At 24.0% G+C, this 23,346-nt stretch carries 17 protein-coding genes and 4 tRNA genes; 4 read left to right on the plus strand and 17 right to left on the minus strand.

What is annotated here, in order from left to right:
- Nucleotides 1-138 precede the first annotated feature (138 nt).
- From purH to AB4W52_RS00180, 14 genes are all read right to left on the minus strand, one after another.
- On the minus strand, nt 139-1,671 hold the full coding sequence (gene purH, locus AB4W52_RS00115; protein WP_367675336.1) for a bifunctional phosphoribosylaminoimidazolecarboxamide formyltransferase/IMP cyclohydrolase: 1,533 nt from the start codon (nt 1,669-1,671) through the stop codon (nt 139-141).
- A gap of 159 nt (nt 1,672-1,830) precedes the next feature.
- Nucleotides 1,831-2,103: an HU family DNA-binding protein gene (locus tag AB4W52_RS00120; RefSeq protein WP_367675506.1), complete on the minus strand. Its 273-nt coding sequence runs from the start codon at nt 2,101-2,103 to the stop codon at nt 1,831-1,833.
- 122 nt (nt 2,104-2,225) lie between these two features.
- Nucleotides 2,226-6,464, minus strand: a complete 4,239-nt coding sequence (gene rpoC, locus AB4W52_RS00125; RefSeq protein ID WP_367675337.1) for a DNA-directed RNA polymerase subunit beta' — start codon at nt 6,462-6,464, stop codon at nt 2,226-2,228.
- 74 nt (nt 6,465-6,538) lie between these two features.
- Entirely contained in the window at nt 6,539-10,558 is a 4,020-nt protein-coding gene (gene rpoB / locus AB4W52_RS00130; protein WP_367675338.1) for a DNA-directed RNA polymerase subunit beta, read from the minus strand.
- A 143-nt stretch (nt 10,559-10,701) separates the two neighbouring features.
- Entirely contained in the window at nt 10,702-11,067 is a 366-nt protein-coding gene (gene rplL, locus AB4W52_RS00135) for a 50S ribosomal protein L7/L12 (protein WP_367675339.1), read from the minus strand.
- Between the two features lie 36 nt (nt 11,068-11,103).
- Nucleotides 11,104-11,598 carry a 50S ribosomal protein L10 gene (gene rplJ, locus AB4W52_RS00140; RefSeq protein ID WP_367675340.1) on the minus strand — a complete coding sequence of 165 codons (495 nt, stop codon included), beginning with the start codon at nt 11,596-11,598 and terminating at the stop codon, nt 11,104-11,106.
- Between the two features lie 241 nt (nt 11,599-11,839).
- Nucleotides 11,840-12,523, minus strand: coding sequence for a 50S ribosomal protein L1 (gene rplA / locus AB4W52_RS00145; protein WP_367675341.1), 684 nt, complete (start codon nt 12,521-12,523; stop codon nt 11,840-11,842).
- The gene (rplK, locus tag AB4W52_RS00150) at nt 12,513-12,959 is read right to left on the minus strand and encodes a 50S ribosomal protein L11 (protein WP_367675342.1); all 447 of its coding nucleotides are present in this window, start codon (nt 12,957-12,959) and stop codon (nt 12,513-12,515) included. Before rplK ends, rplA begins: the two co-directional genes overlap by 11 nt.
- 35 nt (nt 12,960-12,994) lie before the next feature.
- A complete protein-coding gene (gene nusG, locus AB4W52_RS00155) occupies nt 12,995-13,552 on the minus strand; it encodes a transcription termination/antitermination protein NusG (protein ID WP_367675507.1) in 558 nt (185 codons plus the stop codon).
- A 7-nt stretch (nt 13,553-13,559) separates the two neighbouring features.
- On the minus strand, nt 13,560-13,940 hold the full coding sequence (gene secE / locus AB4W52_RS00160) for a preprotein translocase subunit SecE (RefSeq protein ID WP_367675343.1): 381 nt from the start codon (nt 13,938-13,940) through the stop codon (nt 13,560-13,562).
- A 68-nt stretch (nt 13,941-14,008) separates the two neighbouring features.
- Nucleotides 14,009-14,082: transfer RNA gene (locus tag AB4W52_RS00165), tRNA-Thr, on the minus strand.
- 34 nt (nt 14,083-14,116) lie between these two features.
- Nucleotides 14,117-14,188: transfer RNA gene (locus tag AB4W52_RS00170), tRNA-Gly, on the minus strand.
- 16 nt (nt 14,189-14,204) lie between these two features.
- Nucleotides 14,205-14,288, minus strand: a tRNA-Tyr gene (locus AB4W52_RS00175).
- A 39-nt stretch (nt 14,289-14,327) separates the two neighbouring features.
- Nucleotides 14,328-14,400: transfer RNA gene (locus AB4W52_RS00180), tRNA-Thr, on the minus strand.
- Nucleotides 14,401-14,851: 451 nt separating this feature from the next.
- Between AB4W52_RS00180 and AB4W52_RS00185 the strand changes: the two genes are divergently transcribed.
- The 4 genes from AB4W52_RS00185 to secB all read left to right on the plus strand — a co-directional run bounded on the left by AB4W52_RS00185 (nt 14,852) and on the right by secB (nt 19,161).
- Nucleotides 14,852-15,706, plus strand: coding sequence for a methylenetetrahydrofolate reductase (locus AB4W52_RS00185; RefSeq protein ID WP_367675344.1), 855 nt, complete (start codon nt 14,852-14,854; stop codon nt 15,704-15,706).
- 178 nt (nt 15,707-15,884) lie between these two features.
- Nucleotides 15,885-17,087, plus strand: a complete 1,203-nt coding sequence (locus AB4W52_RS00190) for an argininosuccinate synthase (protein ID WP_367675508.1) — start codon at nt 15,885-15,887, stop codon at nt 17,085-17,087.
- Between the two features lie 68 nt (nt 17,088-17,155).
- Entirely contained in the window at nt 17,156-18,541 is a 1,386-nt protein-coding gene (gene argH, locus AB4W52_RS00195; protein ID WP_367675345.1) for an argininosuccinate lyase, read from the plus strand.
- A gap of 164 nt (nt 18,542-18,705) precedes the next feature.
- Nucleotides 18,706-19,161 carry a protein-export chaperone SecB gene (gene secB / locus AB4W52_RS00200; RefSeq protein ID WP_367675346.1) on the plus strand — a complete coding sequence of 152 codons (456 nt, stop codon included), beginning with the start codon at nt 18,706-18,708 and terminating at the stop codon, nt 19,159-19,161.
- A gap of 141 nt (nt 19,162-19,302) precedes the next feature.
- On the opposite strand, the gene rpoD is transcribed toward secB, so the two are convergent.
- The 3 genes from rpoD to rpsU all read right to left on the minus strand — a co-directional run bounded on the left by rpoD (nt 19,303) and on the right by rpsU (nt 23,320).
- Nucleotides 19,303-21,126: an RNA polymerase sigma factor RpoD gene (rpoD, locus tag AB4W52_RS00205; protein ID WP_367675347.1), complete on the minus strand. Its 1,824-nt coding sequence runs from the start codon at nt 21,124-21,126 to the stop codon at nt 19,303-19,305.
- 152 nt (nt 21,127-21,278) lie between these two features.
- Nucleotides 21,279-23,015: a DNA primase gene (gene dnaG / locus AB4W52_RS00210; RefSeq protein WP_367675348.1), complete on the minus strand. Its 1,737-nt coding sequence runs from the start codon at nt 23,013-23,015 to the stop codon at nt 21,279-21,281.
- 89 nt (nt 23,016-23,104) lie between these two features.
- On the minus strand, nt 23,105-23,320 hold the full coding sequence (gene rpsU, locus AB4W52_RS00215) for a 30S ribosomal protein S21 (RefSeq protein ID WP_367675349.1): 216 nt from the start codon (nt 23,318-23,320) through the stop codon (nt 23,105-23,107).
- Nucleotides 23,321-23,346 lie beyond the last annotated feature (26 nt).

The following is a 23,346-nucleotide window of genomic DNA, read 5'->3' on the forward strand; positions in this document are numbered from 1 at the left end:
GCAAAGTAATCTTTGCTAAAATTTTTATAATATATATTTTTGATATCAATATATTTTTTTAAATATGACATATTTATCAAGAATAATTTTTTCGTTAAATTTTTTTGAATTTTATTAAATATTTTTATAAAAAAATTTTTAATGTTTAAAATGTCGAATATGAGTAAAGATCATGGATATATTTTCATGGTTTACTGCATTAATTATTTCTTTATCTTTGATAGATCCTCCTGGTTGAATAATACATGATATGTTGTTTTTTTTTGCTTCTTGAATATTGTCTGTAAATGGAAAAAATGCGTCTGAAGCCATTGTAATATTTTTTTTATGTATATTATTTTCATGCATTTTTATATTTGCATTTTTTATAGAGAAAATTCTACTAGTTTGTCCTGTACCAATTGCAATAGTAGATTTTTTATATACATAAACTATACCATTAGATTTTACAAATTTCGCTATTTTCCATCCAAAAATCGCATCTTTAATTTCTAATTTAGTTGGTTTTTTTTGACTTACTATATTTTCTTTATTGAATTTAAAATTATCATAGTCTTTTTCTTGTATTAAAAATTGATTATTGATGGTTTTAATATCGAATTGTTTATAGAAATTTATTTTTTTATTATTTGTAATTAATATTTTAATATTTTTTTTTTTTTGTAGAAATTTTTGTGAATTAATAGAAATTTTTGGTGCAATAATTATTTCTACAAATTGATTTTGTATAATTTTTTGTACTATTTTTGATTTTAATTTTTTATTAAATGCAATTATTCCGCCAAAAGCAGATTCAGGATCGCATAAATAAGCATGATTATATGCTTGTAAAAGATTTTTTTTTGTGGAAGCACCACATGGAGTACCATGTTTAATTATTACACATGAAGGTTTATTAAATTGTGTCACACATTCTAATGCAATATTTGCATCTATAATGTTATTATATGAAAGTTTTTTTCCTTGAATTTTTTTAAATATTTGATCTGTTTTTTTAAAATTATTGTCTATATATAGCGCTGATTTTTGATGAGGATTTTCTCCGTAAATTAAATTTTTTTTTTTTTTTAAAATAATTTTAATTTTTTTCGGAAATATTTTTTTTTTATTTATTAAATCATATTTTTTTTTAAAAGTGTGATATATTTTTTTTTCATATTTTGCAGAATATTTAAATGCTTTCATAGCTAATTTTAGTTTGGATTTTTTAGAAATTTTTTTTTTCTTTAAAATTTTTTCTATAATATATTTATAGTCTTGAATATCTGTAATAACAATGACATTTTTATAATTTTTTGCTGCTGCTCTAATTAGAGAGGGTCCTCCTATATCTATATATTTTGTATATTTTTTTTTTTGAAACGGATAAAAATTTACTATTACTAAATTAATAGAAAGAATTTTTTTTTTTTTTATTATTCGAGAGTCTAATATTGGGTGACTTAGTATTCCTGAATATATTTTTGGATGTAAAGTTTTTATTTTTCCATGAAACATTTCTTTACATTTTGTATAATCGGATATTTTTGAACAAGGTATCTTGTTTTTTTTTAAAAGTTTTCTTGTTCCTTTGGTTGATAAAATTTTTATTTTATTTTGTGTTAAAATTTTAGCTAATTTCAGTATTTTTGATTTATCAAATACGCTGATTAATGCATTTTTTATTTTCATATTTTTTATTTATTGATAATAACTATTTAAAAGATTTTAGATTAATTTATATAAAAATATTTTATATTAAATTATAAGGATTTGGTATATAATAAATTTTGTTCATGATTACTTGAGTCAGTAGGGATTAATGTGTTTTCCCTACTAGTATAAAAATTTTTATTTAACTGCTTCTTTTAGAGTTTTTCCAGAAATAAAAGAAGGAACTTTGGTTGCTAATATTTGTATTTCTTGTCCTGTTTTTGGATTTCTACCTGTACGTGCTGATCGTTTGTTAATTTTGAATGTTCCAAATCCAACTAATTGTACGTTTTCTTCTTTTTTTAGAGATTTTGTAATTTCAGATAATATTAAGTCTAATATATCTTTTGCTTTTATTTTAGAAATAAAAGATTTTTTTGAAACAATGTCTATTAATTGTGATTTATTCATTATTTTCATCCTTCTTGAATATTATTTTTTTAGAACAATATGATTTTTTTTTAAAATTTTTTTAAATTTTTTATTTAATATTAAATTTTAATATTTTTTTAGAATATATTTTTTAAAAATTTTTATAAATTATTTGAATTTAATAGTTCTGATAAATTTGCAGAAGCTTTTTCTAAACTCGTTTGTTTTTTTGAAGATGATTTATTTTTTTTATTTTTATTAAATTTATTTTTTTTGATATTTTTTTTCAATAATCTATCTTGATGATATGAATAACCTGTTCCTGCAGGGATTAATCTTCCAACAATAACGTTTTCTTTTAATCCTCTTAGTTCATCTATTTTTCCTGCAACTGCAGATTCTGTTAAGACTCTTGTTGTTTCTTGAAAAGACGCTGCAGAAATAAAAGATTCTGTAGCAAGAGAAGCTTTTGTAATTCCTAATAAATCTCTTTCGTAACATATTTTTTTTTTATTATTTTTTTTTAATTTGATATTAGATATTCTGATGCGAGAATATTCTACTTGTTCTCCGTTTAAAAATTTAGATTCTCCATAATTTGTAATAGTTGCTTTTCTTAACATTTGTCGAATAATAACTTCAATGTGTTTATCATTAATTTTCACTCCTTGTAATCGATATACTTCTTGTACTTCATTAATAATATATCTTGTAACAGCTTGAATACCTCTTAATCTTAAAATATCATGAGGTGATTCTGGACCGTCGGATATCACATCTCCTTTTTCTATTCTTTCTCCTTCAAATACATTCAATTGCCTCCATTTTGGAATCATTTCTTCATATGAAAATTTTTCATTTATTGGAGTAATTATTAATCTTCTTTTTCCTTTTGTTTCTTTTCCAAAAGATATAATTCCGCTTTTTTCAGCTAAAATTGCTGGTTCTTTTGGTTTTCTTGCTTCGAATAAATCTGCTACTCTAGGAAGTCCACCAGTAATATCTTTTGTACTAACAGATTCTTGAGGTACTTTTGCTAATATATCTCCAGAACTTATTTTTTCTCCATCTTGAACATGAACAATTGTTTTTCCAGGCAAAAAATATTGCGCTGGCATTTGCGTTCCTGGTATGAAAACATCTTTTTTATCTGATTTTATTATTTTTAAAGCAGGTCTGAGATCTTTTCCTAATGCTGTTCGATTTGAAAGATCTAAAATAATAATTGATGATATTCCAGTCATTTCATCAGTTTTTTTTATGATGCTTTGCCCTTCTAACATATCTATAAATTTTATGTATCCGTTAACTTCTGTTATTACAGGAATAGTATGAGGATCCCATGTAGCTATTATTTCTCCAGAAAAAACTTTTTCATGATTTTTTTTTTCTAGAATTGCTCCGTAAGGAATTTTGTAATTTTCTTGAGTTCTTCCTATTGAATCAATGATTTTTAGTTCAACATTTCTAGAAGTAATAACTATTTTATCCGAGGAGTTAATAACGAATTTTGAATTATTTAATCTTATATTTCCATCATTTTTTGCTCTAATATTAGATTCTGTTGCTGTTCTTGAAGCGGCACCACCAATATGAAACGTTCTCATAGTTAATTGCGTTCCTGGTTCTCCTATAGATTGCGCTGCAATGACTCCAATCGCTTCTCCTTTTTTTACTAATTCCCCTCTTGCTAAATCTCTTCCATAACAGTATGCACATACACCAAAATTTGTTTCGCAATGTACAACTGATCTTACTTTAACTTTTTCGATGGAATTTTTTTCTAAAATATTGCAGTATTTTTCATTTAATAATGTATTTTTTTTAATTAAAATTTTTTTAGAATTTAATTTTAAAATATCTTTTAAAACGACTCTACCAAGAATTCTTTCTATTAATGGTTCTTTAATGTTTCCACCTTCTATGACAGAAGTCATAGTAATTCCTTTTTTTGTTTTACAATCTTTTTCTGTGACTACTAAATCTTGTGCTACATCTACTAATCTTCGTGTTAAATATCCGGAATTAGCTGTTTTTAATGCTGTATCAGCTAATCCTTTTCGTGCTCCATGGGTTGAAATAAAGTATTGTAAAACATTTAATCCTTCTCTAAAATTTGCTGTAATTGGTGTTTCTATAATCGATCCATCTGGTTTAGCCATTAAACCTCGCATTCCTGCAAGTTGACGTATTTGAGCAGCTGAACCTCTAGCTCCTGAATCTGCCATAATAAAAATGCTGTTAAAAGAAGTTTGTTTTTTTCTTTCTCCTTTTGTATTTTTAGTTTTTACAGTTGATAAATTTTTCATCATAGATTTTGAAATTTTTTCATTTGCTGCTGACCAAATATCTATGACTTTATTATATTTTTCTCCTTTTGTAACTAGTCCTGATTGAAATTGTTCTTGAATATCCAATACTTCTATTTTTGCATCATTGATAATTTGTGTTTTTTGAAAAGGTATTTCCATATCATCAATCCCTACAGAAGATCCCGAACGTGCAGCATATGAAAATCCTGTATACATAATTTGATCTGCAAACAATACTGTTTTTTTAATTCCTAAGATTCTATGACATGTATTAATCATGTAAGAAATAGAATTTTTTTTTAAAGTTTTGTTGATCATAGAAAAAGGAAGTCCTTTCGGGACGATATTCCATAAAATAGCTCGTCCTATAGTTGTTTTAATAATTTTTTGATATTTTTTTTGAATTTTTTTTTCTTTTTTTTCATATTCTGTAATTCTAATTTTTACAATAGAATGTAGTTCTGCTAATCCTAATTGATAAATTTTTTCTGCTTCTTTAGGTCCTGAAAGAAGCATGTTTTCTCCTTTTCCATTTTTTTTTTCTCGAGTCATATAATATAAACCAAGCACAACATCTTGAGATGGAACAACAATGGGTTCACCATTTGCTGGAGAAAGTATGTTATTTGTTGACATCATTAAATTTCTTGCTTCAACTTGAGATTCTAGTGTTAGAGGTATATGAACAGCCATTTGATCGCCATCAAAGTCAGCGTTATATGCTGCACATACTAAAGGGTGTAATTGAATTGCTTTTCCTTCAATTAGTATAGGTTCAAAAGCTTGTATTCCTAATCTATGTAGAGTAGGTGCTCTATTTAATAAAATAGGATGTTTTTTGATTACTTCATCTAAAATATCCCAGACAATAGGTTCTTCTTTTTCTACCATTTTTTTTGCAGATTTGATTGTATTTGCTAGGTTTTTTTCTTCTAGTTTTCCATATATAAATGGTTTAAAAAGTTCTAAAGCCATTTTTTTAGGTAATCCACATTGATTTAATTTTAGATAAGGTCCGACTGTTATTACAGATCTTCCAGAATAATCTACTCTTTTTCCTAATAAATTTTGACGGAATCTTCCTTGTTTTCCTTTAATCATATCTGCTAATGATTTTAAAGGTCTTTTATTTGATCCAATAATTGCTCTTCCTCTTCTGCCATTATCTAAAAGAGCGTCTACTGATTCTTGCAACATTCTTTTTTCATTTCTAATGATAATATCTGGAGCAGATAGTTCCAATAATCTTTTTAAACGATTATTTCTATTAATTACTCTTCTATATAAATCATTAAGATCAGAGGTTGCAAATCTTCCTCCATCTAAAGGGACTAGTGGTCTTAAATCTGGAGGTAATATTGGTAAAACAGTTAAAATCATCCATTCAGGTTTATTATTTGATTGTATAAAGGATTCTATTAATTTAATTCTTTTTGTGATTTTTTTTTTCTTTGTTTCAGAGTTTGTTTTTTTTAGTTCTTTTCGGATTTTTTTACATTCTTTTTTTAAGTTTATTTTTTTTAGAAGATTTTGTATTGCTTCAGCTCCCATTTGAGCGATAAATTCATCTCCGTATTTTTCTATGGCTTCAATATTTTGTTCTTCAGTTAAAATTGATTTATTTTTTAGTTTTGTCATTCCTTGATCAATAATTACGTATGATTCAAAATATAAGACTCTTTCAATATCTCTTAAAGGCATATCTAAGAGTAAACCAATTCTAGATGGTAATGATTTTAAAAACCATATATGTGCTATAGGAGAAGCAAGTTCAATATGACCCATTCTTGAGCGTCTTACTTTACTTTTTGTTACTTCAACTCCACATTTTTCACATATTACTCCTCTATGTTTTAATCTTTTATATTTTCCACATAAACATTCATAGTCTTTTATTGGACCAAATATTTTTGCACAAAATAATCCATCTCTTTCAGGTTTAAATGTTCTATAATTTATAGTTTCTGGTTTTTTTACTTCGCCATAAGACCAAGATCTCATTATTTCTGGTGAAGATAAAGAGATTTTTATTGCATTAAAATCTTCTAAAATATTTTTTGATTTAATAAATTTAAATAATTCTTTCAACAATTTATTCCTGTATTTTTTAATATTTTTAAAATAAAAATATTATTTATTTAAAATTGATTATTTTATGTTTTTTATTTTTCTAATTCTATATTAATACCTAGAGAACGAATTTCTTTTAGAAGAACATTAAATGATTCTGGCATTCCAGGTTCCATTTTATGATTTCCATCAACAATATTTTTATACATTTTTGTTCTACCGCTTACATCATCTGATTTTACAGTTAACATTTCTTGTAATGTATATGACGCTCCGTATGCTTCTAACGCCCAAACTTCCATTTCTCCGAATCTTTGCCCACCAAATTGCGCTTTTCCTCCTAATGGTTGTTGCGTAACTAAACTATAAGATCCTGTAGAACGAGCATGCATTTTATCATCAACTAAATGATTTAATTTTAATATATACATATAACCTACAGTGACAGGTCTTTCAAATTTTTCTCCTGTTCTACCATCAAATAAATCTATTTGGCCGGAACTATGAAAACCAGATAATTTTAAAAGATCTTTGATTTCTTTTTCTTGTGCCCCGTCAAATACGGGTGTAGATACTGGAATTCCATTTTTATAATTTTGAGCTAAACATAATACTTCTTCATCAGTAAATTTATTTAAATTAACTTTTTGGCGTTGATTATAACCTATGTCAAAAGTTTTTTGCATAAAAGAACGAAGTTTATGAAATGTTTTATATTTATTTAATATTTTCGTGATTTTGTCTCCTATTCCCTTAGCAGCTAATCCTAAATGCGTTTCTAGTATTTGCCCAATATTCATTCTAGAAGGAACACCTAATGGGTTTAAAACAATATCCACTGGTATACCATTTTTATCATATGGCATATCTTCTACTGGATTTATTTTTGATATTACTCCTTTATTTCCATGTCTTCCAGCCATTTTATCTCCTGTTTGAACGTATCTTTTAACGGCTAAGTATACTTTTACAATTTTTAAAATACCTGGAGATAAATCATCACATTTAGTAATTTGTTTTTTTTTGTTGTGTATTTTTTTTTTAAATTTTTTTTGTAAGTTATTATATTGTATTTTAAATTCATTTAATTGAGTTTGATATTTTTTTTTTAATTTTAAATTAAACCATTTTTTTGGAATCATTTTTTTAAAATTTTCGTATATCATACCAGATTTTATTAAAAGATTTTTGACTTGTCTTAACAAACCCATTTCGAAAATATTTTTTTGTTCAGATAAATTATTTATCATATTTTTTATTTGCATTTCTTCAATTTCTAAAGTTCTTTTATCTTTTTTAATTCCATCTCTTGTAAATATTTGTACATCTATTACTGTTCCAAGAATTCCATTTGGAACCCTTAAAGAAGTATCTTTGACATCAGATGCTTTTTCGCCAAATATTGCTCGTAAAAGTTTTTCTTCTGGGGTTAATTGAGTTTCTCCTTTCGGTGTCACTTTTCCAACTAATATATCTCCTCCGTTAACATCTGCTCCAATATATACAATTCCTGATTCATCTAAATTAGATAATGCAGATTCTCCAATATTAGGTATATCTGCAGTAATTTCTTCTGTTCCAAGTTTTGTATCTCGAGAAATACATGAAAGTTCTTGAATATGAATACTTGTGAAACGATCTTTTTGTACTACTTTTTCAGATATTAATATAGAATCTTCGAAGTTATATCCATTCCATGGCATAAAAGCAACTCTCATATTTTGCCCTAAAGCTAATTCTCCAAGATCTGTTGCTGGTCCGTCACCTAATACATCACCTTTTTTTATTATATCGTTTAAATATACACATGGATTTTGATTAATACATGTATTTTGGTTAGATCTTTTATATTTTATTAAATTATAAATGTCAATTCCTGTATCATTTTTTTTTATCTCGTTTTTATTAACTTTTACAATGATTTGAGAAGCATCAACGTAATGAATTTTTCCTCCTCTTTTAGCAATTATTGTGATTCCTGAATCGATTGCGACTATTCTTTCCATTCCTGTTCCGACTAATGGTTTCTCTGCTTTTAATAGCGGAACAGCTTGTCTTTGCATATTAGCTCCCATTAATGCGCGGTTAGCATCATCATGTTCTAAAAAAGGTATTAAAGACGCACCTACGGAAACTATTTGTTGATTAGAAATATCCATATAATCAATTTTTTTTTTTTTAAATAAGTTGGATTCTCCTTTATTTCTACATATTACTAGTTTATCAAGGATTTTTTGATTTTGATTAACATTCGTATTTGCTTGAGCAATGATAAAGTTTCCTTCTTCAATTGCAGAAAGATATTTTATTTTATTTGTTACATATCCTTTGTGTACTTTTCTATATGGTGTTTCTAAAAATCCATATATATTTGTTCTTGCATATATTGATAAAGAGTTAATCAAGCCAATATTTGGTCCTTCTGGAGTTTCTATTGGACACACTCTTCCATAATGTGTAGGATGTACATCTCGTACTTCAAATCCTGCTCTTTCACGAGTTAAACCTCCTATTCCTAAGGCAGATATTCTTCGTTTATGAGTAATTTCTGATAAAGGATTATTTTGATCCATAAATTGAGAAAGTTGGCTAGAACCAAAAAATTCTTTTACTGCAGCAGAAATAGGTTTTGCATTTATCATATCTTGAGGCATTAAATTTTCTATATCTCCTGCTGATAATCTTTCTTTGACTGCTCTCTCTACTCTAATTAAACCAATTCTAAACTGATTTTCTGTCATTTCTCCTACAGATCTCACTCGTCTATTTCCTAAGTGATCAATATCATCTATTTCTCCTTTTCCGTTTCTTATATAAATTAGTTTTTTTATAACATCAACTATATCTTTTTTACTCAGTGTATTTTTTCCAGTAATTTTTTTTCTTAATAGAGATCTATTAAATTTCATTCTTCCTACAGAAGATAAATCATATTTTTCTTCCATAAAAAATAATGATTCAAAAAGTTTTTCAGCTGTTTCTGATGTTGGAGGTTCTCCAGGACGCATCATACGATAAATTTCAATTAGAGCGCTACTTTTATCTGTTGTTGTATCAATTTTTAAAGTTTCAGAAATATATGGTCCGTGATCTAAATCGTTAGTAAATATTGTTTTTATAACGTTAATTTGATTTTTTTTTATTTTTTTTATCTTTTCTTTTGTAAAAATTTCGTTTGCGGAGATGATTAATTTGTTATGTTTATCAAAATAATTTTTTGATGAAATTTTTCCAATTATATATTCTATAGGAACTTGAATAGAAGAAATTTTATCTTTTTTGAGTTTTTTTATATGTCTAACAGTGACTCGTTTATTTTTTTTTACATAAATAACATTATTTTTTTTTATATCAAATGAAATTGTTTCTCCTCTTAATCTTTTGGGAATGAGTTTCATATATATTTTTGATTTTTTAAATATAAAAATATTCTTTTTAAAGAATATATTCAATATTTCTTGGATACTATATCCCAGTGCTTTTAGTAAAATAGTGACAGGAAATTTTTTTCTTCTGTCAATTCTAGCAAATAAGTTATCTTTGGAATCAAATTCAAAATCTATCCATGATCCGCGATAAGGAATGATTCTAGAATTATATAAAACTTTTCCTGAAGAATGAGATTTTCCTTTATCGCTATCAAAAAAAACACCAGGACTTCTGTGTAATTGTGAAACGACAACACGTTCTGTTCCATTAACTACGAAAGTTCCATGTTTTGTCATTAATGGAATTTCACCCATATATACTTCTTGCTCTCTAATATCTTTTATTTTTTTATTTAATTCATCTTTGTCGTATATTATTAAACGTAAAGTCACTCTTAATGGAACTGCATACGTTGCTCCACGAATATGACAATCCATAACGTTAAAACTTTTTTTTCCTAATCTATATTTTACATATTGTATTTCAGCATTCTCATTATAACTTTTAATAGGAAATACTGATTTTAATGCTGATTCTATTCCGTTAGAAATATTTTTTTTTATATTGATAAAATTTTTAAATGAATCAATTTGAATAGAAAGTAAATATGGAATTTTTAACACTTGAGGATTTTTTCCAAAATCTTTTCTAATTCTTTTCTTTTCTGTATAAGAATATCCCATTATATTTCTCTGTTTTTATAAAATTTCTATAAGAAAATGTTGAAATTTATTTTTATATTTAAGAATTTTTAAAATTTGTTTAAAACCAAGCTTGTGAATTTTCCACTAGCTTAGTTTTAAAAGAGATATCGTTGTAAATATATTTACTTAACTTCTATTTCTGCTCCAGCTGTTTCTAATGTTTTTTTTAGTGTTTCTACTTCTTCTTTATTTATTTTTTCTTTTAGAATAGTTGGTGCTGATTCTACAAGATCTTTTGCTTCTTTTAAACCTAAGCTTGTTAGGCTTCTCACTGCTCTAATTACAGATACTTTGTTTTTTCCTATAGATTTAATATATAAATCAAATTCTGTTTTTTCTTCTTTTTTTTCAACTTGAGTTGGATTGTTATTAATAGGAATATTAGAGGAGACTTCAAATTTTTTTTCCATTAATTTTATAAGTTCCATAATTTCTGTAACTGACATTTCTGAAACTTTTTGAATTATATCTTCTTGCGTAATAGACATTTTTTTCTCTTTAGTTTGGATAAAATTTACTATTTTTTATTTTTTTATATTATTTTTTATTGATATTAATATTCGAATTAATTTTCCTATTGCAGATTCTTTTATTGTTATAAGAAGTTTTTGAATAGCTTCTGGATATGTTGGTATTAAAGCTAATTTTTCTATTTTTTCTGGAGAAATAAATTTTCCTTCAAAGGCTGCTCCTTTTATTTTAAAGTTTTTATTTTCTTTTGAAAATAAATATAATAGTTTTGCAGCGCTTCCTGGATGTTCAATAGAAAATGCAATTAGAGTAAATTCTTTTAAAGTTTTTTGAAGACATTGAAAAGATGTGTTTTCAAGACCTTTTTTTAATAAGGTGTTTTTAATAACAGTAATTTTAATTCCATTTTTTCTTGCTTGTTTTCTTAATAAGTTAATTTTGTTAACATTTATTTTTTTTGAATTTGCAACAACAGCGGATAATGCATTTTTCGATATTTTATTTATTTTCTCTATAATTTTTTTTTTTTTGAGAGTACTTACAGACATTTTTACTCCTAGATTTTTTTAAAAAAATCCTTTATAATAATTTTATTATTTTCATATAAAATTAATAAAAATTTTTAAAATTAAAAATTTAGAAGTTTTTTAATTTTTTTATTCTATAATTAGAATTTTTAAAAAATATTGTGAAGGAAGAAATACAAAAACCTAATTTCTAACTAAGATTTAAAAAAATTAATTAAGAAACTAGGATATTTATATATAATAAAAATAAAGTTAAAATTTTTTATTTTAAACTAGATTTTTTAATTTCTATTGCTTGACTCATTGTAGTTGTTAAAAATATTTTTTTAAAATACTTTCCTTTCATTTTATGAGGTTTTTGTTTTTTGAGTTCTTTAATAAGGCTTATTAAATTTTCTTTAATTTGTTTGATAGAAAAATTAATTTTTCCTATTGAGGAGTGTATAATTCCATTTTTTTCATTTTTATATCTTATTTGTCCGTTTTTTATTTTTTTTACTGTTTCGTAGATTTCAGAGGTAATTGTTCCCATTTTGTGATTTGGCATTAATCCTTTTGGGCCTAAAATAGATCCTAATAAACTGACTTGTTTCATAGATTCTGGGGTAGCAACTACTACATGAAATTTAATTGTATTTTTTTTTATTTTTTTTGATAAATCATCCATTCCTATAAATTCAGCTCCTGCTTTTTTAGCTTCTTCTGCTTTTTTTCCATTAGCAAATACTGCTACTATCATTTTTTTTCCCGTTCCGTGAGGTAAAACAGTTGAACCTCTAATATTTTGATCTGTCTGTTTTGCATTAATTCCTAGCATAATTACTACATCAAAACTTTCAATGAATTTTTTTTTAGATTTTTTTTTTAAAATAGAAATAGCTTTTTCTATTTTTATTTTTTGAAATATTTTTTTTTTATCATTTTTTTTTATTTTTTTATTTTTCATATTTTTCGAAATTTTCTATTTTTAAACCCATAGATTTTGCTGTGCCTATAATTGATTTATTTATCTTTTCTAATGTTGATCCAGTCATATCTTTTTTTTTAATTTTAGATATTTCTTTTATTTGTGAGTATTTTATACTTCCAACAAATTCTATATTTGGTTTTTTTGATCCTGATTGTATTCCTGCGTATTTTTTTAGTAATACTGATGCAGGAGGTGTTTTTTGCACAAAAGTAAAAGTTTTATCTGAATATACAGTTATAATAACAGGTATAGGAATTCCTTTTTCTAAAGATGAAGTTTCTGCATTAAATTTTCTACAAAAATCCATAATGTTTAATCCTTTTTGACCTAATGCTGGACCAATAGGAGGGCTTGGGTTAGCTTGACCAGCTGGTATTTGAAGTTTTATATATGAGTCAATTTTTTTTGCCATTTTTTTCTCTTATAAGAAAATGTATTTTGTAAGATTTATAAATTTTTTTCTACTTGGTTAAAATCTAATTCTACAGGTGTAGATCTTCCAAAAATAGATACTGAAACTTTTAATCTATTTTTGTTATAGTCTACTTCTTCGACAATTCCATTAAAATCTGAAAATGGACCACTATTTACTCGAACGTTTTCTCCAGGTTCAAAAAGTATTTTTGGTCGAGGTTTATCTCCAATTTTTTTGAGTTTTTTTTGAATTTTTTTAATTTCATTTTTATTAACTGGAAAAGGATTTTCTGAAGAACCGCCTATAAATCCTATAACTTTAGGAATATTTTTTATTAAATGCCAGTTAAATTCATTCATAATCATTTTAATAAATATGTATCCAGGAAAAAATTTATTTTTACTTTTTGTTCTTTTTCCTTTTTTAATTTCTATCACTTCTTCTGATGGAACTAAAATTTCTCCAAACATTTTCCTTCTTTTTTTTTTTTGAAGGTTGTCTTTTATAGATTTAACAACTTTATCTTCATATCCAGAATAAATTTGTATTGCATACCATTTTTTTTTTTTTGATCTAAAATTTTCATAGATATTTTCCTTAATTTTTAAAGTATGTAATTAAAGATATTGTATAAAAAATTATTCCATCTATTCCCCATAATAAAACAGAGATTAGTGAACTAATTATTATAATCATAAATGTTGTATGTAATGTTTCTGTTTTTGTTGGATAGGAAATATTTTGTATTTCTGATTTTGTATTTTTGAAAGTGGAAATTAAATATGAGAAATTTTTTGCTATAATTGATAAAACAGTACCAATAATGAGAGATATAATTGCTAAATCAGCATATTGAGATTGAATTGATAAAATTTTATATTTTTTGTTTAAAAGTAAGATAAAAATGAAAAAAATATTGATAGAAATTAATATTTTTCCTAAGGGTATTCTTTTTGTATAATTAATATTAGATTTCATTAGAAATCCTAAAATAAGATTTTATAAAATATTAAATTAAAAATTTTTTTAGAAATACAGTTTTTATATGCTGATACCCAGATTTGAACTGGGGGTCTCACCCTTACCAAGGGTGCGCTCTAACCAACTAAGCCATACCAGCGCGTGTTTTTTATTTTTAAAAAATTTTTAATTTTAGCGAACAGTGGGAATTGAACCCACATTCTCAACTTGGAAGGTTGAGGTAATATCCATTATACCATGCTCGCGTATATTTATTTTTTTTGGTGAGGGAAGGATTCGAACCTTCGAAGTCGTTAAGACGTCAGATTTACAGTCTGCTCCTTTTGGCCGCTCAGGAACCTCACCATTTTTATTTTTTAATTTTTTTAAAATATTGAATTTTTTTGCCGGCTACCGGAATCGAACTGGTGACCTACTGATTACAAGTCAGTTGCTCTACCTGCTGAGCTAAGCCGGCTTGTATTTTTTTTAGAGATTTTTTTTTTATTTTTTCTTTTTTTTTGAAAATTAGGATATTTTCAAATTAATTTAATATTTTACTTTTTTTTTAAAAAAAAATCAAATACTTAAAATTAAATTTTTAAAATTTTTTTTCCAAAGATTTTTTTTTTACAATATTATAAAAATAGAAATTTTTTAAAAGGAATACTAAATAATTTAATTAAAATGTATATTTTAAAACAAAAAAATATTAAAGTGTATTTATATGAATAATTTAATTATATCTATAAATCAAATATCTATTGTTTTATTTTTATCAAAATTCATTTTTTCTAAAAAAGTGTCTTCTTTTTTTTCTTTATTTTTCTTTATTTTTTTTATTTTTTTTGAAAAAAAAATTTTTTATAAATTTATTTATAGTTTTTAAATATTTTTTTATTTATTTTAAACCTTCTGAAGAGTCAAATATGATTTTTTTAAAAAATTTCATTAATATTGATGATATTAATTTATCGTTTGAATTTTTTCCTCCTTTAGATTCTAGTAAAAATGAAAAATTTTGGAAGGAAATTAAAAGACTTTCTACTTTGCATTCTAAATTTATGTCTGTTACTTATGGAGCAAATAATGGAAATAAAACTAGAACTTATAATTTTGTGAAAGAATTAAAGTTATATACAAATATAGAATCAGCTCCTCATATTACTTGTGTACATGAAAATCCAAGAGATTTAAAAAATCTTATTTTAAAATATTTAAATCTTGGTGTGAAGAATATTGTTGCTTTAAGAGGAGATTATTTAAATAAAAATAAAGAACCTCAAATGTATGCTTGTGATTTAGTTATTTTATTAAAAAAAATTGCAGATTTTAATATATCTGTAGCTGCGTATCCAGAAGTTCATCCTGAAGCAAAAAATTCTCAATTTGATTTAATGAATTTAAAAAAGAAAATTGATGCTGGAGCGAATCAAGCAATTACTCAATTTTTTTTCGATATTGAAAATTTTTTACGGTTTCGGGATAAATGTGTAGGTCTTGGTATTAAAGAGAAAATTATTCCGGGAATATTACCAATTTATGATTTTAATCAGGTATATAAATTTTGTTTAATATCTAATATATTTGTTCCTATTTGGTTAAAAAAATTATATTTGAAATCTGATAATACTGTCAATAAAAATTATATTATTGGAAGAAATATTGCAATTAATATGATACATACTTTATATAAAGAAGGTATACGAGATTTTCATATATATACCTTAAATAAATTAGATTTTATTAATTCTATCTTTGTAAATTTAAATACAATTTTTTAAATAATTTTATTTGAAAGATCAATTTTTAAAAAAATTCTGATATAATATTTTTAGATAATTTATTTTATATTAAGTAAAATCTTTTATAAATTTTTTTTAGTTTAATATCGAATCTTTCTAGCTGTAATAACATTTGTAATTTTTATATTATATTTAAAATAAAAAATTTAGGAGTATCATTTTGAGTAAAAAAATTGTTGTTTTAGCTTATTCCGGAGGATTAGATACTTCAGCAATTATTCCTTGGATTAAGGAAAATTATGATTTAAATGTGTTTGCTTTAGTAGTAGATATTGGACAATCTTTTGAAGATTTACAAGATATTGAAAAAAAAGCAATTAGTTCTGGAGCAATTGGATGTCAAATAATTGATTTAAAAGAAAAGTTTGTGAATGATTATGTGTATCCATTATTAAAAATTGGAGCATTATATGAAGGTTCATATCTTTTAGGAACTGCGATTGCTAGACCAATAATAGCAAAAGCACAAATAGATTTTGCTAAAAAAATTGGTGCAGTGGCATTAGCTCATGGAGCTACTGGGAAAGGAAACGATCAAGTAAGGTTTGAAATGGTTTATGCTTCTTTAGATTCCAAATTAAAGATTATTTCTCCATGGAGAGAATGGGATTTTAAATCTCGAGAAGATTTATTAAAATATTTAAAAGAAAAAAATATTCCAACAAACGCAACTAAAAAGAAAATATATAGTAGAGATGAGAATATTTTTCATATTTCTACTGAAGGTGGAGTATTGGAAGATTTATGGAATAAGGCTAGTAAAGATTGTTGGGTGTGGACACAAGATGTAGAAAATGCTCCAAATGATCCTGAATATGTTGTTTTAGGAATTCAAAATGGATATGTTAATTCTATTAATAATGTTAAAAAAAGTCCGTATCAATGTTTAAAACAATTAAATAAAATTGGTTCTATTCATGGTATTGGAAGAATAGATATCGTTGAAAATAGATTAGTTGGTTTAAAATCTCGTGGTTGTTATGAAACTCCTGGTGGAACTATTATTTATCAAGCAATTAGAGCTATTGAACAGTTAGTTTTTGATAAAGATTCTATGAAGTGGAAAGAGAATTTAGCATTAGAAATGTCTCATTTAATTTATGATGGAAAATGGTTTTCACCTATAAGAGAGTCTATTCAATCTGCTTCTAATGTCTTGTCTGAAGTTGTTACTGGTACTGTGGTTTTAAAGTTATATAAAGGTTCTGTATATGCAGTACAAAAAAAATCAGTTAATTCTTTATATTTACGATCATATTCTACTTTTAGTGAAGATAATGTATATAAACAATCTGATGCTTCTGGTTTTATTAATTTGTATTCTCTCTCTACGAGAATTCGTTCTATTCAAAAAAAATAATTTTTTATTTTGTTATAAATAAGATAAAAAATACACGTTATTTAAAAATCTTTATTTTGGAAAATTATATGTCTCTTTGGGGCGGAAGATTTATTAAAGAACAGAATAAATTTTTTAAAGATTTCAACAATTCTTTAAAAATAGATTTTATTTTGTTTAAACAAGATATTAAAGGATCTATAGCTTGGTCTAAGATTCTTTTAAAGAGTAATATTATTACTTGCGAAGAACAAAAAAAAATAGAAACAGCGTTAAATTTAATTTTTGAAGAAATAAAAAACGATCCGCAGAAGATTTTATTAAGTGATAAAGAAGATATACATTCATGGGTTGAATCAAGACTTATTTATATTTTAGGTGATATAGGTAAAAAACTTCATACTGGAAGAAGTAGAAATGATCAAGTCGCAACAGATTTAAAGTTATGGTGTAAAAAAAAAATTAAAGTTTTAAAAAAAAGAATTATAAAATTTCAAAAAATTTTGCTTGATTTAGCAGAGAAAAATATTTCTTCTGTGATTTCAGGATATACTCATTTACAAAGAGCGCAACCGATTCTGTTTTCTCATTGGTTTTTAGCATATTTTGAGATGATGAAACGTGATTTTTCTCGTCTTCAAGATTGTTTAAAAAGATTAAATATTAGTCCATTAGGTTCTGCTGCTTTAGCGGGTACTGGTTGGAAAATAAATAGAAAAAAATTAGCTTCTTATATGGGTTTTGAGAAAGCAAGCAAGAATAGTTTAGATAGTGTTTCTGATCGTGATTATGTTGTAGAACTCTTATCTATTGCATCTATTAGTATGATGCATTTATCAAGATTTTCTGAAGATTTAATTTTTTTTAATTCTGGTGAATGTAATTTTATTGAATTATCAGATGAAGTAACTTCGGGTTCTTCTTTAATGCCTCAAAAAAAAAATCCAGATTCATTAGAATTAATTAGAGGAAAAACTGGAAAAGTTTATGGTTCTTTATTAAATATTTTAGTAATTTTAAAGGGTCTTCCTTTAGCTTATAATAAAGATATGCAAGAAGATAAAGAGTGTTTATTTACAGCTTTAAATGTTTTGGATGATTGTTTAAAAATGTCTACAATAATTTTGTTAGGATTAAAAATTAATAATAAAATATGTAGAAAATCAGCTGAAAGAGGATATTCAAATTCTACTGATTTAGCAGATTATTTAGTAAAAAAAGGTATTAGTTTTAGAAATGCACATGAAATTTCTGGGAAAATTGTTTTGTATGCTATTGATCATAATAAATCTTTGTCCCAACTAAAATTAAGAGTTTTTAGAAAATTTTGTTCGGTAATTAATGATGATATATATGAAAATATTAGTTTAGAAAGTTGTTTGGATAAAAAAAATTCTTATGGTGGCACTTCTAAAAGACAAGTTTTAAGTGCTATTGATAAAGCTCAAGAATATATTTTAAAAATAACAAATTAATTTTGAAATGAAAAAATTACATTTTTTTAAAATTTGTATATTTTTATTTTTTTTCAGAGATTATTATTTTTGTTTATATTTTTATAAATAAAAATATTTTTTTAAAATTAATGCTTTTTTAATGTTATATTAATAATTAATTTATTTTTTATAAGAGATTTTTAATGTCAGAAGAAAAACAAAAAGAAAAGAAATCTGAAATTCAATTTCAAATTCAAAAAATTTATACAAAAAATGTTTCTTTTAAATCTCCTAATTCTCCGTATATTTTTAAAGAACAATGGAGTCCGAATATTTCTTGTGATTTAAATAATATATGTAGTAAATTGGAAGATCATGTATTTCATGTTATTTTAAAAGTTTCTGTAAAAGTAACACTTCAATCGAAGTTAATTTTTAAATGTAAAGTTCATCAATCTGGAATATTTTACATTCAAGGTATGCCTGAAGAAGAATTAACACGTTGTTTAGGTGCATATTGTCCAAATATTCTTTTTCCTTATGCGCGTGAATGTATTTCTAATTTAACAGTAAAAAGTGGATTTCCTCAATTAAATTTAGAACCAGTAAATTTTGATGTCGCTCTTAAAAAATCAAAAAATATAGAGAATTCTAAATAAAAATTTTTTATGTAAGAATATATTTTTTTAAAGAAATTTTGAATGATTTTATTTTGTTAACAATAATCTTATATAATTATTGTTAACGATATTTTATTTAAAAATATTAATTTTTTTTTATTTTTTATTTAAAAAAAAAAGTTAATCATCTAAAAAGCTTTTTAAAATTTCTGATCTGCTAGGATGTCTTAATTTTCTTAATGCTTTAGCTTCAATTTGTCGTATTCTTTCTCTAGTTACATCAAATTGTTTACCTACTTCTTCTAACGTGTGATCTGTATTCATATCAATTCCAAATCTCATACGTAAAACTTTTGCTTCTCTTGGAGTAAGACTAGAAAGAATATTATTTGTTGCATTTTTTAAACTTTTTGATGTCGCTGAATCTAAAGGAAGTTCTAAAGAAGTATCTTCAATAAAATCTCCTAAATGAGAATCTTCATCATCTCCGATAGGGGTTTCCATAGAAATTGGTTCTTTGGCGATCTTAAGAACTTTTCTAATTTTTTCTTCTGAAATAAACATTTTTTCAGAAAGTTCTTCTGGTGTTGGTTCTCTTCCTATTTTCTGTAAAATTTTTCTTGATATTCTATTTAATTTATTTATTGTTTCTATCATATGTACTGGTATTCGAATAGTTCTTGCTTGATCAGCAATTGATCGAGTTATTGCTTGTCTAATCCACCATGTAGCGTATGTGGAAAATTTATATCCTCTACGATATTCAAATTTATCAACTGCTTTCATTAATCCGATATTTCCTTCTTGGATTAAATCAAGAAATTGTAACCCTCTATTGGTATATTTTTTTGCAATAGAGATGACTAATCTTAAATTTGCTTCTACCATTTCTTTTTTTGCATATTTTGCTTTATTTTCTCCAAGTACGATTTTTTTATTGATATTTTTAATTTGACTAATAGTTAAATTAATTTTTTTTTCAATTTTAATTAATTTGTTTATTCTATATTTTATTATTTTTTCAATTTTTAGTAATTTTTTCTTCCATTTTTGATTCATTTCTTTAATGATTTCTATCCATTTTTGATTTGTTTCATATTCTAAAAAAAGTTTTATAAATATTTTTTTAGGAATTTTGCATTTTTCTATACATAATTTCATTAAATTTTTTTCATGTTTTCGAATTTTTTGTACAACATAACGCATATTTTTAATGAGGTAATTGAATTGCTTAGGTGCTAATTTAAATTGTTTAAATATTAAAGATAATTTTTTAATTTCTTGAATAGAATCTTTATGATTTCTTTTTTTTTTTTTAATTGTATTATGCGTGATAATATATTGTTTTTTTAATTCTAAAAATTTTTTTTGTGCTAATGTTATATCAATTTCATCTTCATGAGTGTTAATTTGTTCTTCTTGAATAGATTGGATTTTTTTTCTTTCTATCGTATATTTTTTTTTAGTATATTTTTTTTTATTTTTTGATTTTTTTTGATCTAAAAATCCTATGATAACATCTGAAAGTTTTATTTTTCCAGATTTAATATGATCATATTGTTTTAACAAATATGTTATAGATTTAGGATATTCTGAGACTGATGATTGAACTTCTTTTATTCCTTCTTCAATTCTTTTAGCAATTTCTATTTCACCTTCTCTTGTTAATAATTCTACTGTGCCCATTTCTCGCATATACATTCTTATTGGATCTGTTGTACGAACCAATTCTGTCTCTACATTTGATAATACTTGTGTAACAGCCTCAACTGCATCTTCATCAGTATTATTATGATTAGGATTGATAATTAAATCATCAGAATCAGGTACTTTTTCAACGACTTCAATTCCCATGTCATTAATTATTTGAAGAATATCTTGAATTTGTTCTGAATCAATCATATCTTCTGGTAAATGGTCGTTAATCTCAGAAAAAGTTAAAAATCCTTGCACTTTGCCATGTTTAATAAGCGATTTTAGCTGTGATTTTTTTTTTTTATCCATAAGATAATGTCCATTTTATTAATTTAAATGAGATAGAAATTTTTTTTATTTTCTTTTTTTTTTTTTTTTTTTTTTTTTTTTTTTTTTTTTTTTTTTTTATAAAATTTTTTTTTTTTTTAAAAAAATTATTTTTTTATAAAAAACAATAATTTTTAAGATTTTTTTATTTGAAGTATTTTTTTTTTTAAAGACCAAATTTTTATTTTATCTTTTTTTTTAAGATTATTATTTTTCTCCTTAAGAAGTATTTTTTTAATTTTTTTTTTTATTTTTTTTATATATAGGTAATTTAGTATTTCTAAAAATGTTTTTTTTACTTTTTTTTGCGAAATCATATTTTCCCAGTTAGAAAAATATTTTAAAATAAAGTATATTTTCTTGTTTCTATATTCTTCTAATAGTATTCCTGTATTTAATATTTTTTTTTTTTTACATGTTTCTATTATATTTAAAAATATTGGGATTCCTTTATTTTTGATTTTAGAGATTTTTGGAAGGTTTAATTGCAACTTATGTAATTGAGGATTTTGTACAATCAAACTAATTAAAATTCGCATTAAGCTATATTTTTTTTTTTTACATATGTGTTTTTTTGTAAATATTTTTTTAAAATTATCATTATTAGATATTCCAATTTTTTTTTTTAATAATTTATATAAAAAAAATTGATAAATTTTATTTGGGATCTTATTAATTAAAGACATTGAGTCATAAAAAAAATTTTTTTTACCTTCCACTGTTTTAATATTATGTTTTTTTTTAATTTTTTTAAAAAAATATTCTGACATATATATTGCATTTTTTATTCTTTTTTTGAAAGATTTTTTTCCTTCTTTTTGTATAATTGAATCTGGATCTTCATTTTTAGGAAGAAATATAAATTTTAAATATTTTTTTTTATATAAATAAGGTAAAGAGTTTATAAGAGTTTGCCATGATGCTTTTCTTCCAGCTTTATCTCCATCATAACAAAATATAATTGTATTAGTCATATTAAACATTTTTTTTAAATGTTCTTTTGTACAAGATGTTCCTAATATTGAAATGACATTTTTAATATTGAATTGTTTTAAAACAATAACATCAAAATATCCTTCCACTACAATTAAATATTTTAGATTATTTTTTTTTTTTAATTCATACAATCCATATATTTGTTTTTTTTTATGAAATATTTTTGTTTCAGGAGAATTGATATATTTTGGAAATTGATTATTGATTTTTAATAGTCTGCCTCCAAAACCATTTATTTTTCCATGTTGATCTCTGATTGGAAATATAATTCTATTATGAAATCTATCATATTTTTTTCCAGAATAATTTATATTGATCACTCCTGTATTAATTAAATCTTGAGTATTATAATTTCTAGAAATATTTAAGATTTGTTGTGTTGTTTTTAAATTGGCATATCCTAATAAAAATAAATTGAATATTTTTTTTTTTATTCCTCTTTTTTTAATATAATTTAAAATTTTTATAGATTGTTTTTGATTTAAATTTTTATGATATATATAAGATATATTTTTCATTAAATCATATAATTTTTTTTTTTTTCCATATTCTTGATATAATTTATAATTATTTTTTTTATACGGAATATATGTATTATTTAATATAGATAATTCTTCTATGCATTCAATAAATGTAAATCCATCATAATGCATTAAAAAATCAATTGCATTTCCATGCATATTGCATCCAAAACAATGATAAATTTGTTTTTCATTATTTACAATAAAAGAAGGAGTTTTTTCTTCGTGAAAAGGACACTTTGATTGGTAATTTTTTCCTTTTTTTTTTAGATTAATTTTCGATTTAATTAAATCTACGATATTTGTTTTTGATAGTAATTCATTAATAAAATCTTTTGGAATGTTTCGCATCATATTTTTGAAAAGAATTTTTTAAAAAATAAATAAAATTACCGTTCCTATTTTTAATATGAACGGTTTCATAAATGAAATAAAAATTTAAATTAATACATACGTTTTCTTTTTAAATTTTCTCTACATAGTTTTTTTGATAATCTTTTTATTGCAGCTGTTTTTGCTCTTTTTCTTGCTGTAGTAGGTTTTTCATAACATTCTCTTCTACGAATTTCTGATAATATTCCAGCTTTTTCACAAGATCTTTTAAAACGTCTTAAAGCAACGTCAAATGGTTCGTTTTCTCTAACTTTTATTATTGGCATATTTTTTCCTGTATTTTTTTTACTTT

The organism is Buchnera aphidicola (Chaetosiphella stipae setosa) (assembly GCF_964059095.1).
In the GTDB taxonomy this organism is placed as follows: Bacteria; Pseudomonadota; Gammaproteobacteria; order Enterobacterales; family Enterobacteriaceae; genus Buchnera_J; species Buchnera_J aphidicola_BP.

Excerpts from the sequence above, each read along its gene's own strand:
- purH (WP_367675336.1), bottom strand. The coding sequence starts at position 1,671 with ATGAAAATAAAAAATGCATTAATCAGCGTATTTGATAAATCAAAAATA.
- AB4W52_RS00120 (WP_367675506.1), bottom strand. The coding sequence starts at position 2,103 with ATGAATAAATCACAATTAATAGACATTGTTTCAAAAAAATCTTTTATT.
- rpoB (WP_367675338.1), bottom strand. The coding sequence starts at position 10,558 with ATGGGATATTCTTATACAGAAAAGAAAAGAATTAGAAAAGATTTTGGA.
- rplL (WP_367675339.1), bottom strand. The coding sequence starts at position 11,067 with ATGTCTATTACGCAAGAAGATATAATTCAAAAAGTTTCAGAAATGTCA.
- rplJ (WP_367675340.1), bottom strand. The coding sequence starts at position 11,598 with ATGTCTGTAAGTACTCTCAAAAAAAAAAAAATTATAGAGAAAATAAAT.
- rplA (WP_367675341.1), bottom strand. The coding sequence starts at position 12,523 with ATGAAAAATAAAAAAATAAAAAAAAATGATAAAAAAAAAATATTTCAA.
- rplK (WP_367675342.1), bottom strand. The coding sequence starts at position 12,959 with ATGGCAAAAAAAATTGACTCATATATAAAACTTCAAATACCAGCTGGT.
- secE (WP_367675343.1), bottom strand. The coding sequence starts at position 13,940 with ATGAAATCTAATATTAATTATACAAAAAGAATACCCTTAGGAAAAATA.
- AB4W52_RS00185 (WP_367675344.1), top strand. The coding sequence starts at position 14,852 with ATGATTTTTTTAAAAAATTTCATTAATATTGATGATATTAATTTATCG.
- argH (WP_367675345.1), top strand. The coding sequence starts at position 17,156 with ATGTCTCTTTGGGGCGGAAGATTTATTAAAGAACAGAATAAATTTTTT.
- secB (WP_367675346.1), top strand. The coding sequence starts at position 18,706 with ATGTCAGAAGAAAAACAAAAAGAAAAGAAATCTGAAATTCAATTTCAA.
- rpoD (WP_367675347.1), bottom strand. The coding sequence starts at position 21,126 with ATGGATAAAAAAAAAAAATCACAGCTAAAATCGCTTATTAAACATGGC.
- dnaG (WP_367675348.1), bottom strand. The coding sequence starts at position 23,015 with ATGATGCGAAACATTCCAAAAGATTTTATTAATGAATTACTATCAAAA.
- rpsU (WP_367675349.1), bottom strand. The coding sequence starts at position 23,320 with ATGCCAATAATAAAAGTTAGAGAAAACGAACCATTTGACGTTGCTTTA.